12 protein-coding genes are annotated in these 10508 nt (G+C 74.4%); 8 read left to right on the plus strand and 4 right to left on the minus strand.

Going from position 1 to position 10508, the window contains the following annotated elements; genetic code table 11:
- Window positions 1-134: 134 nt before the first annotated feature.
- Complete coding sequence (locus IEZ31_RS35345; protein WP_190254415.1) at window positions 135-968, minus strand: SMP-30/gluconolactonase/LRE family protein; 834 nt, start codon at window positions 966-968, stop codon at window positions 135-137.
- Window positions 969-1062: 94 nt separating this feature from the next.
- Window positions 1063-1191: a hypothetical protein gene (locus IEZ31_RS58315; RefSeq protein ID WP_268241713.1), complete on the minus strand. Its 129-nt coding sequence runs from the start codon at window positions 1189-1191 to the stop codon at window positions 1063-1065.
- A 10-nt stretch (window positions 1192-1201) separates the two neighbouring features.
- Here IEZ31_RS58315 and IEZ31_RS35350 point away from each other — a divergent pair, with 10 nt between their 5' ends.
- From IEZ31_RS35350 to IEZ31_RS35365, 4 genes are all read left to right on the plus strand, one after another.
- Window positions 1202-2113: a YndJ family protein gene (locus IEZ31_RS35350; RefSeq protein ID WP_229836132.1), complete on the plus strand. Its 912-nt coding sequence runs from the start codon at window positions 1202-1204 to the stop codon at window positions 2111-2113.
- Window positions 2114-2260: 147 nt separating this feature from the next.
- The gene (locus tag IEZ31_RS35355) at window positions 2261-2890 is read left to right on the plus strand and encodes a DUF4328 domain-containing protein (protein WP_190254417.1); all 630 of its coding nucleotides are present in this window, start codon (window positions 2261-2263) and stop codon (window positions 2888-2890) included.
- Between the two features lie 114 nt (window positions 2891-3004).
- On the plus strand, window positions 3005-3589 hold the full coding sequence (locus tag IEZ31_RS35360) for a PadR family transcriptional regulator (protein ID WP_190254418.1): 585 nt from the start codon (window positions 3005-3007) through the stop codon (window positions 3587-3589).
- Window positions 3586-5037, plus strand: a complete 1452-nt coding sequence (locus tag IEZ31_RS35365; RefSeq protein ID WP_190254419.1) for an FAD-dependent monooxygenase — start codon at window positions 3586-3588, stop codon at window positions 5035-5037. The genes IEZ31_RS35360 and IEZ31_RS35365 overlap by 4 nt, the downstream gene beginning before the upstream one ends.
- Here IEZ31_RS35365 and IEZ31_RS35370 read toward each other — a convergent pair.
- Window positions 4977-5582 (minus strand): DUF6226 family protein, encoded by a 606-nt coding sequence (locus IEZ31_RS35370; protein WP_190254420.1) that lies wholly within the window; start codon window positions 5580-5582, stop codon window positions 4977-4979. The two genes, IEZ31_RS35365 and IEZ31_RS35370, sit on opposite strands and share 61 nt — an antisense overlap.
- 20 nt (window positions 5583-5602) lie before the next feature.
- Window positions 5603-7021, minus strand: coding sequence for an MFS transporter (locus IEZ31_RS35375; RefSeq protein ID WP_190254421.1), 1419 nt, complete (start codon window positions 7019-7021; stop codon window positions 5603-5605).
- A gap of 72 nt (window positions 7022-7093) precedes the next feature.
- On the opposite strand from IEZ31_RS35375, the gene IEZ31_RS35380 reads away from it, so the two are divergent.
- The 4 genes from IEZ31_RS35380 to IEZ31_RS35395 all read left to right on the plus strand — a co-directional run bounded on the left by IEZ31_RS35380 (window position 7094) and on the right by IEZ31_RS35395 (window position 10297).
- Window positions 7094-7666, plus strand: coding sequence for a TetR/AcrR family transcriptional regulator (locus IEZ31_RS35380; protein ID WP_190254422.1), 573 nt, complete (start codon window positions 7094-7096; stop codon window positions 7664-7666).
- A gap of 96 nt (window positions 7667-7762) precedes the next feature.
- Window positions 7763-8272 (plus strand): sigma-70 family RNA polymerase sigma factor, encoded by a 510-nt coding sequence (locus IEZ31_RS35385; protein WP_229836133.1) that lies wholly within the window; start codon window positions 7763-7765, stop codon window positions 8270-8272.
- Window positions 8256-9338 carry a hypothetical protein gene (locus IEZ31_RS35390; protein ID WP_190254423.1) on the plus strand — a complete coding sequence of 361 codons (1083 nt, stop codon included), beginning with the start codon at window positions 8256-8258 and terminating at the stop codon, window positions 9336-9338. The genes IEZ31_RS35385 and IEZ31_RS35390 overlap by 17 nt, the downstream gene beginning before the upstream one ends.
- Window positions 9335-10297, plus strand: a complete 963-nt coding sequence (locus tag IEZ31_RS35395; protein ID WP_190254424.1) for an ABC transporter ATP-binding protein — start codon at window positions 9335-9337, stop codon at window positions 10295-10297. The genes IEZ31_RS35390 and IEZ31_RS35395 overlap by 4 nt, the downstream gene beginning before the upstream one ends.
- Window positions 10298-10508 lie beyond the last annotated feature (211 nt).

The raw sequence follows: 10508 nt of genomic DNA on the forward strand, positions 1-10508 counted from the left end.
CCGATGTCGACGTCCGGATCGGGCCCGCCCGCCCTACCCGCGGACGGCGCCTTCATACGCCACCCGCGGGTGCTCGGCCGCACGGTAGGCCACCTCGCCGGTCACGCGGTGATCGCAGTGTGGCGGCCGTCCGGTCAGGGCCAACCGGCGCCCGGGACGTCGACCTCGACGGCGAGCAGTCGGCCGGAGCCCGGGGTGACCATCTCGTCCTCGGTCATGCCCTGCCACTCGGCGGCCGTGATGTAGAGCGTCGTGCCGCCGAGGGCGCACGCGAAGGCGCCGCGGTCCAGGGTGACGGTCCGCAGGACGGCGCCGCCCTCGGCGACGCGGACGCAGCGGCGGTTCGGCACGTCGGCGTACCAGACGGCGCCCTCGGCGTCGGTGCAGATGCCGTCGGGGAAGGCGTCGCCGAGGTCGGCCCAGACGCGGCGGTTCGACAGGCCGCCGTCCGCGGCGATGTCGAAGCCCAGCAGGGCGTGGCGGTAGGAGTCGGCGACGATCAGGGTGGCGTTGTCGGCGGTGACGGCCATGCCGTTGGGGAAGGCGATGTCGCCGGCCACCGGCCGTACGACACCGTCGGCGGTGACGAGGAAGACCTCACCCGGCCGGGCCGCCTCGCCGGCCGTCGGGTCGAAGTCGACCCGGTTGACGTAGACGTTCCCGCGCCCGTCAGCCACGACGTCGTTCCAGCCCGGGCGGCCGAGGTCGGCGTGCGTGACGAGCGCACCGTCGGCCTCGCGGCGCAGCAGCCGGCCGTCGGCCGACGAGACGATCACCATCCGCCCGTCGGGCAGCCACGCCGTGCACAGCGGCAGCGCGGCGACCCGGGCGATCACCTCGGCGTCGCCGTCCGGGCCGACCGCGAGGACCTCGCCGGCGCTCCAGTCCGAGAAGTACAGCCGGCCGCCGTGCCATCGCGGCGCCTCCACCAGCCCGCGCCCGCTCACCAGCGTCCGCAGCTCACTCATCCGCCTCACCGTCCTCACGCCCCGCCGGCCCGCCGCCGGCGCTCTATCGCTACACGAACGCAGGCCGCCCGGATCGACATCGCGCCCGAAATCGTCAGCCGGGCGAATGCCGCAGCGTGTGCGGCGGCACCCGGCCGGGCACGCCGGCCAGCGCGACGATGACCCAGCATGTCATCTTGAACACGTTCAAGTCGGCGTCTAGAGTCGTGTTGAACACGTTCAAGGAGGGCGCTGTGCTGCTGAACGCGCTGTTGTGTCTCGGCATGCTCGTCGTGGTGCCGTTGGGGCTCGACCTCATCGACCGGCCGTGGCGGGGGTGGCGACGGGCGGTGTGGCTGCTCGGGGCGGCCCCGGGTGCGGTGTCGCTGTGGCTGCCGCGGGGCTGGCCGGCCGCCGCCCTGGCCGCGGTCTACCTGGTCACGACGCTGTGGCTGGCCGCCGGCATTCCCGGCCGACTACAGGCGGCGCTCGCCGCCGGGAGCCCCGGCCGACTACAGGCGGCGCTGGCCGCCGGGAGCCCCGGCGGGGCGCCTGGTGCCGGACTTCGCGGGCGGATGCACGCGCTCGGCGTCACCGCGCCGCACGAGCTGGCCGTGATGACCGCGCTGGCGGCGCCGGCCGTGGCTGCCGGTTCGCTCGTGGCCGAGCGCGGTGGGTATCGGTTGCTCGGGTTCCGGTTCGAGATTCTGGCGCTCACCGTTGCCCACTTCCACTATGCCGGCTTTGTCGCGGCGCTCGTGGCCGGGCTCGTGTGCCGCCTCGGCAACAACAGTTCGGCCGGACGGGCCGCCGCACTGTCGGTGCCGAGCGGGATCGGGCTGGTGTTCCTCGGCTACTTCACGAACGACTGGGTCGAGCTGGCCGGGGCCGTCGTGCTCACGGGCGGGATGTGGCTGACCGGGTGGCTCACGGTGCGGCAGAGCCGCAACGCCGGCCGCATCACGAAAGCGTTGCTGGTGACCTCCGCCGTCGTACTCGTCGTGACGATGCTCCTCGCCATCGACTGGGCGGTCGGGCACGTCAGCGGGGTGCCGCACCTGTCGCTGTCCTGGATGGTGGCCACGCACGGCGCCGGCAACGCGCTCGGGTTCGCGCTCTGCGGGGTGCTCGCCTGGCGGCGCGCGGCAGCCGGCGGCCGTTCCTGACCGATCGCGGACAGCCCTGGTGGGACCTTGCCGACAGCACGATGCTCAACGGGCGGCCACCGACCCCGGCGCCACCGCCCTGAGCAGCGCGTTGCGGCAGCGGCCGGACAAGCGCCGGTTGCGGCGGGCCACTAATCTCCGCAAGGCATGAGCGACATGCGCGTTGCCATCCCCCATAGACTGCAAGCGATCGGCTGGCTCGTCGTCGCGGCCCTCGCGGCCGTGAGCCTGGCCCACGTCTTCACCGTTCTCCGCGCGTACGACACCCCCGAGCCCGGCACCGGCCGGATCGTGCAGACGACCACCAGCTTCGGCCTCAGCGTGTTCTCCAGCGAGAATCTCGGCGCGGTCGTGCTCAACAGCGCCCGCGCGCTGGTGCTGGTCGTCTTCGTCGTCTGGTTGTACCTCGCCCGCGACAACTTCGACCGCCGCTGCGACAACAACGTCGGCTGGCGCAAGGGCTGGACGATCGGCGCCTGGTTCATCCCGCTGGCGAACCTCGTCATCCCGTACCTCGTCGTCCGCGAGATCTTCGCCCGCAGCTCCCCCGACCGCACCTGGACCCCCGACCGGGTCGTCTCGGCCTGGTGGCTGGCGCTCATCGTCAGCCTCTTCAGCTACACCGAAACGACGACGTGGTCCGACGGCACGACCCAGGTCGTCACCCCCACGGCCGTCGCGATCGTGACCGCGGCCGCCGGCATCGTCTCCGCGATCGCGGGCGCCGTCCTCGTCCGCCGCATCTCCACCTGGCAGGACGGCCTCCCGGCCGCCTGACCGAGCACCGGCGCCACCGCGCGCAGTCCCCGTGGGACTGCGCGCGGTCGTGTTGACGGGCCATGGTCGCGCCCTTATAGTCGGTTCCGGCTATTAGGAAGCGGTGATGTGAAGATGCCGAAGCGGAAGATCTCCAACACCCTCGCGCTGGCGGTGCTCGGGCTCCTGCAGGAGCGGGACATGCACCCCTACGAGATGGCCGTCACGCTGCGGGAACGCAGCAAGGACGGCAGTTTCAAGGTCAACTCGGGCTCGCTGTACGACACGGTGGAGAGCCTCGTGCGGCTCGGCTGGATCGAGCCGGTGGAGACCATGCGGGACGGGCGGCGGCCGGAGCGGACGGTGTACGGGCTCACCGACGCCGGCCGGCGCGAGTTCGTCGTGTGGGTCGACGAGCTCATCCGGGTGCCCGTCGCCGAGTTCCCGAAGTTCGTCGCCGCCGTCTCCTACCTGGGCGCGCTCGGCCCGGACGGCGCCGCCGACGCGCTGGCCGAGCGGGCCGGGCACCTGGAGCGCCGGATCGAGGAGGGCCGGGCCGCCCTGGCCGCGACCGTCGGCGCCGGGCAGGTGCCCCGGCTGTTCATGATCGAGGTCGAGTACGCGCTGCATGCGCTGGCGGCCGAGCTGGCCTGGACGCAGGGCATCCGCGACGAGATCCGCGCCGGCTCCCTGACCTGGCCCGCGGGCGGTGCGCGATGACCGAGGTGATCATCGCCGGGGCCGGGCCGGCCGGGCTGCTGCTCGCCTGCGAGCTGCGCCTCGCCGGCGTCGACACCGTCGTCCTCGAGCGGCACCCGCGGCGGCCGGACTTCTGCCGCGGCTTCAACCTCAATGCCCGCGCGCTCGACCTGCTCGCCCGCCGCGGGCTGGCCGACCCGCTCATCGCCGAGGGCTGGCGCGTGCCGCACGCCGCGTTCTCCAGCCTGCCGGTCACGCTCGGCCTGGCGGGCACGCACACCGACCACCCGTATTCGCTGGGCATCCCGCAGACCCGCGTCGAGGAGATCCTGGAGGAACACGCAACGGCGCGCGGCGCCGACATCAGGCGCGGGCACGAGCTGCGCGGCCTGGCCCAGGACGACGACGGGGTCGAGGTCACGGTCGCGACCGGGGGCGGCGAATATCGCCTGCGGGCGCGGTACGTCGTGGGATGCGACGGCAGCAGCAGCACCGTGCGCAAGCAGGCCGGCATCGCCTTCCCGGGCACCGCGACGACCCGCTGGTCGCTGCTCGGCGACGTGGAGCCGGCCGAGCCGCTGCCGTTCGGGGTGACGAGCGGCCCCGGCGGCGACGTGTTCGTGATCCCCCGCCCCGGCTACGTCCGGGTCATCACGGCCGACCCGGGTGACCACGAGGCGCCGGTGACGCAAGAGGAGTTCCAGCGGGCGCTCGACGCGGCCCTCGGCCGGCCCATAACGATCGTCGCCGCTCGATGGCTCACCCGGTTCGGCGACGCCGCGCGGCAGGCGGAGGCGTATGTCCGCGGCCGCGTCGTCCTGGCCGGCGACGCCGCCCACATCCACCCGCCGGCCGGCGCCATCGGTGTCAACGTCGCCCTCGACGACGCGTTCAACCTCGGCTGGAAGCTGGCCGCCACGGTCAGGGGCACGGCACCGGCGCACCTGCTCGGCACCTACCACGACGAGCGCCACGCGGCGGGCGCGCGGGTCCTCGCCAGCACCCAGGCTCAGGTCCTGCTGGGCGAGACGTCCGGCCCTCTCGCCGACCTGCTGACCCGCGTGGCCCGGCACCCGGGCGGCAACCGCGCCTTCGCCGAGACCATCACCGGCCTCGACACCCGCTACCCGGCGCACCCCGCCGGCGACCATCCGTGGCTGGGCCGGCTGGCGCTGACCGGGGACGGACCGCTCGCCACCCTCCAGCGGCAGGGCAAGGGCGTGCTGCTCGGCCCCGACGACCTGGTGGAGCTCGCCGAGCCGTGGGCGGAGCACGTGATCATGGGACCAGGCGAGCCCGAGGGACTGCTCGTGCGACCCGACGGCCACGTCGCCTGGGTCCGGACCAGCGGCGCGGACGGCCTGCGGGAGGCCCTCGCGCACTGGTTCGGCGAGCCTCGGTCGGAGCCTCAGTCGAGCCACGAACGGCCGACGAACGCGGACGCCCCGGCGGGCAGCCGCACCTGCTGACCGTCCGCCAGCCGCCGGCTGACGCCGACCGCCCAGCGCAGGTCGACGTTGCTGGCGGCGGCGCCCTCCGGGTGCCAGGTCGCGAGCCAGCCCGGGCCGACCAGCGCCACGAACGGCCCGCCGATCACGGTGCCGATCGCGTCGTCGACGGTCGAGAGCAGGTCGGCGGAGCCGGTGTCGCAGGCGTCGCACCCGCAGTCGGGCTGCGTCGTGATCGCGATCGACGGCCGTACCACCGCGATCTCGACGTGCGGCAGGGGCACGTCCCGTCCCAGCAGCACCAGCGGCAGCGTGCCGGGCCGGGGCGAGGTCAGCCGCACCCCGTCGTCGACCGCCTCGGCGACGACCCCGGGCAGCTCGGCGATCCGCGCCGCCCACAGTTCGACGCGCCGCCGCAGGATGCGGTACCGCATGGGCTCGGTCAACCGCGAGTACTCCTCCTCGCGCGGGGCAGCGCCACCCGGGTGCGGGTCGGGCCAGGACGGCAGGCCGAGCGGGGCGTAGTCCGCCGCCACCCGGGCCCGCAGTTCGTCCAGCGTGACCATGCCTCCGACGATAGCCGCGCTCAGTGGTGCGCCTCGGCCGGTGCCCTGCGCGGCATCAGGGCCACGACCGGGACGGTGAGCGCGACGAGGGCCAGCACGACGACCAGGCTGACCGCGGCGGCATGGTCGAGGCCGCCGGTCGCGGTGTGGAAGAAGACCGAGGTGACGGCGGCCGAGCCGAGGCCGGCGGCGAGCTGCTGGATCGAGCTCAGCGAGCCGCTCGCGCTGCCGGCCTCGTCGGCGCCGATGTCCCCGAGGGCCACGTCGAAGACGGTGCTGTAGCACAGGCCCATGCCCACGCCGACCACGAACACGGCGGGGGCGAGCGCCCACCCGCTCAGGCCGGTGCCGGACGCGACGACGAGAGCGAGCACCCAGCCGGCGCCGAGCAGCACGATGGCGAGGCCGATGTACACCAGGGTCCGGCCGAGCTTGGCGACGAGGCCGCCCATCGCGGCGAACGCCGAGGCGATGATGCCCAGGCTCAGCGGCAGCAGGGTGAGCGAGGCGCCGCGCGGGGAGGCGTGCAGGCCGGCCTGGACGAACAGCGACAGCACGTACACCAGGCCGGTCGTGGCCGCGAACACCGCGAGCCCGACGAGCAGGCCGGACGTGAAGCCGCGGTTGCGCAGCAGCGACGGCTTGACGATCGGGTCGGGGGCGGTGCGCTGGCGGTACGCGAACGCGGCGAAGCACGCGAGACCGGCCGCGACGGCGCCGACCGGGCCGGCGGTCCAGCCGTTGGTGGAGCCCTCGATCAGGCCGTACAGCAGGCCGAACATGGTGCCGGCGAGCAGGCCCGCGCCCCAGCCGTCGACGGCCGTGTCCCGGTCACCCTCGTCGCGGGGCAGGATCCGGGTGGCGACGGCCAGCCCGATGCCGCCGAGGACCAGGTTGACCAGGAAGATCGGCCGCCAGGACAGGCCGAGCAGGTCGGCGTCGATGATGAACCCGGCCAGCACCGGCCCGCCGACGGTGGCCACCCCGAGCAGCGGCCCGAACAGCCCGAACGCCTTCGTCAGCAGGTCCCGGGAGAACGTCCGGGTCATGATCGCCATGCCCTGCGGGATGAGCAGCGCGCCGAACGCGCCCTGGGCGATCCGGCCGGCGATGAGCACCGCCGGGTCGGGCGCGAGGCCCGCGACGGCCGAGGCGACGGTGAAGCCGGCCATGCCGAGGAGGAACAGGCGGCGCCGGCCGAACTTGTCCCCGAGCCGGCCACCGACGACCAGCAGGACGCCCATGGCCAGCATGTACGCGGTGCCGAGCCACTTGATCAGGACCTCACCGCCGCCGAGGTGCCCGGCGATGGTCGGTGCGGCGATGTTGGTGACGGTCGAGTCGATCATGTCGAGGCCGTCGGCGAGGAGCACCAGCCCCAGGATCGCCCACATGGTGCGCGTGCTGGCGCTCGTGGTGGTTGCGGTCAGTGTCGTCATGCCTTCGAGGATATGCAGAGTCACTCTAAAGTCAAAGTGACTTCAGTTTCAGAGTCGGTGTAGAGTGCGGGGGTGACCACGACGGGGCGGCGCGAGCGGAAGAAGGCGCAGACGCGCCAGGCGCTGGCCGACGCCGCGCTGCGGCTGTTCCTTGAGCACGGTTACGACGGGGTCACCGTGGCGCAGATCGCCGACGCGGCCGACGTGTCCCTGGCCACGCTGTTCAAGCACGTCCCCGACGGCAAAGAGGCGCTGATCTTCGACGACGGCGCCGAGCGGCGCGAGGCCCTGGCCGCCGCGGTGCGCGACCGGCCGGCCGGCACGGCGCTGCTCGCCGCGCTGCACGAGTTCCTGGCCGGCCGCGGTGCGTTCGCCACCGACCTCACCCCGGAGATGCTCCGCAAGCGCGATCTCATCGTCGGCACCCCGGCGCTGCGCGACTACCAGCGCAAGCTCTGGATGACGGCCGAGCCGGCCCTGGCCGAGGCCATCGCCGCCGAGTCGGCCCGCGAGGCGACCGACCCGGCCGTGCGGGCCCTGGCGCGGTATGTGCTGCAGATCCCGGACCTGGCGAGCATGGACCCCGACCCGCAGGCGTCCCTGGCCGCGATCATCCGGTTGCTCGACGCGGGCTGGCGCGAGTAGCTGTCACTTCCCGGGCGCCGGCGGTGCTTGGTAGGTGTGGAGAAGGACGTGTTGGTCGCCCCAGGGATACGGGAGGGCGTCGCTGCCGTGTCAGCTGTGCGGAGGCGGGAGGCCGTTCGTCCCGACCTGGAGCAGGTCTTCCGCGGCGCCTATCCGCGGGTGGTCGCCGTCGCCGCCCGCGTCCTCGGGTCCCGCGACGAGGCCGAGGACGTGGCGCAGGAGGTGTTCCTGGCGTTCGGGCACTCCACGGTGCCGGCCAACGAGGCGGTCGGCTGGCTGTGCGTCGCCGCCGCGCACACCGCGCTCAACCATCTGCGGACCGGCAGGCGCCGCGCGGTCCGCGAGGAGGCGGCGCTGGACGGCGACGGCGTTGCGCCGGACGTCGCCGACGCGGTCGTCACGCTCGACGAGCGGCGCCGCGTGCGGGCGGCGCTCGCCCGACTGCCCCGCAAGCAGGCCGTCGCCCTGGTGCTGCGGCACAGCGGCCTGAGCTACGCCGAGGTGGCCGAGGCCCTCGAGCTATCTCCCAGCAGCGTGGGCACCACCGTGCGCCGCGCCGAGTCTGCCCTACGCAAGGAGTTGAACCGTCATGCGTCATCCGAGTGACGGCACGCTGCGCCGGCTCCTGGACGAGCCGGCCGGTGTCGCCGACGCCGACCGCGAGCACGTCGCCGGCTGCCCGGCGTGCGTGGCCGGGCTGGCCGCCGCGCGGGAGGACGCGGCGCTGGTCGGGGCCGCGCTGCACCTGGCCGCCGAGCCGGACGTCGACGCGGGCTGGGGCCGGTTATCCGGCACCCTCACCGCCGGCGCGCCCCGTCCGGCGGCCGCCCGGGCGCCCCGCTGGCGGGCCGCGCTGCGCAGCCCGGTGATCGCCGGGGCCGCCGTCGCCGCCCTGCTCGCCGGGGCCGGCGCCGCGGCCGCCGCCGACTGGCTGCCGATCTTCCGCACCGAGCGGGTCGCACCGGTCACCATCAGCGACGCCGACCTGGTCCGGATGCCCGACCTGTCGGCCTACGGCACGATCGAGATCAACGAGAAGCCCAACCTGCGCATGGTGACCGACGCCGCCGCCGCGCGCAGCGCCACCGGCCTGTCGGTGCCGCGCGTCGACAAGCTGCCGCGCGGGGTGCAGGGCCCCCCGCGGTATCGCGTCGGCGACCGCATGACCGCGACGTTCACGTTCTCGGCCCAGAAGGCCGCCGAGACGGCCGCGGCCGCCGGCGCCACGCTGCCCCCGCCGCCGCCCGGACTCGACGGCAGCCAGTTCAAGCTGAGCGCCGGCCCGGGGCTCGCCGCCGTCTGGACCTCGTCCACCGGGGCACCGGCACTGATCGTGGCCCGCGCCGTCGCCCCCGCCGCATATTCGTCCGGCGTGCCGTTCGACACGGCCCGTGACTACCTGCTGTCGCTGCCCGGCCTGCCCGAGGACGTCGCGGCCCAGCTGCGCGGGTTCTCCAGTGACGGCACGACGCTGCCGCTCGTCGTCAAGGGCGGCCACCAGACGAGCTCCGCAACCGACGTCGGCGGGGTCCCGGGCACGATCCTGACCTCGCGCGACGGCGTCATGTCCGCGGTGTTCTGGGCGAGCGACGGCGTGGTGTCCGCGGTCGCCGGCTCGCTGAGCCCCGGCGAGGTGCTCGCGGTCGCCCGCGGGCTGCGGTGGGAGCGATGAGCGGCCCGGCGCCGGCCGGCACCGCCGGCGAGCTGCTCGCCGACCTGCCCGCCTCACCGGCGGTATGGTGCTCGGGGCTGCGCAAGCGGTATCGGCGCCGCACCGCGGTCGACGGGGTCTCCTTCACCGTCGGGCGTGGCGAGGTGGTGGGACTGCTCGGGCCGAACGGCGCCGGCAAGACCAGCGTCATCAAGATGCTGCTCGACCTGGTCCGGCCCGACGCCGGCGAGGTGCTCCTGCTGGGGCGGCCGGCCACCGACCCGCAGGCGCGGGCACGGGTGGGCTACCTGCCGGAGCTGTTCCGGTATCAGCCGTGGCTCACCGCCGCCGAGGTGCTGCGCCTGCACGTCCGGCTGTCGGGCGCCGCGGTGCCGGAGGCGGAGCGGCGCGAGAGCCTGGGCCTGGTCGGGCTGGCCGACCGGGCCGGCGACCGGGTCGGCGGGTTCTCCAAGGGCATGCAGCAGCGGCTCGGCCTGGCGGTCGCGCTCGCCGCCCGGCCCGAGCTGGTGGTCCTCGACGAGCCGACGAGCGCCCTCGACCCGGTCGGCCGGGCCGACGTCCGCGACCTGCTGCTGTCGCTGCGGGCGCGCGGGGTCGCGGTCCTGCTCAACTCGCACCTCATCGGCGAGGTCGAGCGGGTCTGCGACCGGGTCGTCATCCTCGACAAGGGGCGGGTCGTCGCGGCCGGCACCCTGGCCGAGCTGCTCGGCCAGCGCGAGCTGCGGCTGCGCCTCGACAACGTCGGGCCGCAGGCCGAGGCGCGGCTGGCCGCCGCCGGGCAACTCGACCACAGCGGCGACACCTTCACCGTCGCGCTGCCCGCCGACCCCGACCCGGCCACCGTCCCGGACCTGGTGGCCGACCTCGTCGGGCTCGGCGTCCGCGTCCACGCCGTCGAGCCGGGGCGGGTCAGCCTCGAGGAGCGGCTGCTGTCCATCCTGCGCGAGGAGCACGCATGACCGATCCGAAGCGAAGCGGAGGCGGAATGAGCGGTCCGGAGCGGAGCGGAGGCGGCATGACCGGTTCCGGAGCGAAGCGGAGGAGGCCGGTCATCATGGGCTCAGTGTGGAAGGCATGCGGCCGGAGCGGAGCGGAGGCGGCATGACCGGTTCCGGAGCGAAGCGGAGGAGGCCGGTCATCATGGGCTCAGTTTGGAAGGCATGCGGCCGG

The sequence above is a fragment of the Dactylosporangium sucinum genome, assembly GCF_014647515.1.
GTDB lineage: Bacteria > Actinomycetota > Actinomycetes > Mycobacteriales > Micromonosporaceae > Dactylosporangium > Dactylosporangium sucinum.

Excerpts from the sequence above, each read along its gene's own strand:
- IEZ31_RS35390 (WP_190254423.1), top strand. The coding sequence starts at position 8,256 with ATGCGTCATCCGAGTGACGGCACGCTGCGCCGGCTCCTGGACGAGCCG.
- IEZ31_RS35375 (WP_190254421.1), bottom strand. The coding sequence starts at position 7,021 with ATGACGACACTGACCGCAACCACCACGAGCGCCAGCACGCGCACCATG.
- IEZ31_RS35360 (WP_190254418.1), top strand. The coding sequence starts at position 3,005 with ATGCCGAAGCGGAAGATCTCCAACACCCTCGCGCTGGCGGTGCTCGGG.
- IEZ31_RS35345 (WP_190254415.1), bottom strand. The coding sequence starts at position 968 with ATGAGTGAGCTGCGGACGCTGGTGAGCGGGCGCGGGCTGGTGGAGGCG.
- IEZ31_RS35355 (WP_190254417.1), top strand. The coding sequence starts at position 2,261 with ATGAGCGACATGCGCGTTGCCATCCCCCATAGACTGCAAGCGATCGGC.
- IEZ31_RS35365 (WP_190254419.1), top strand. The coding sequence starts at position 3,586 with ATGACCGAGGTGATCATCGCCGGGGCCGGGCCGGCCGGGCTGCTGCTC.
- IEZ31_RS35395 (WP_190254424.1), top strand. The coding sequence starts at position 9,335 with ATGAGCGGCCCGGCGCCGGCCGGCACCGCCGGCGAGCTGCTCGCCGAC.
- IEZ31_RS35370 (WP_190254420.1), bottom strand. The coding sequence starts at position 5,582 with ATGGTCACGCTGGACGAACTGCGGGCCCGGGTGGCGGCGGACTACGCC.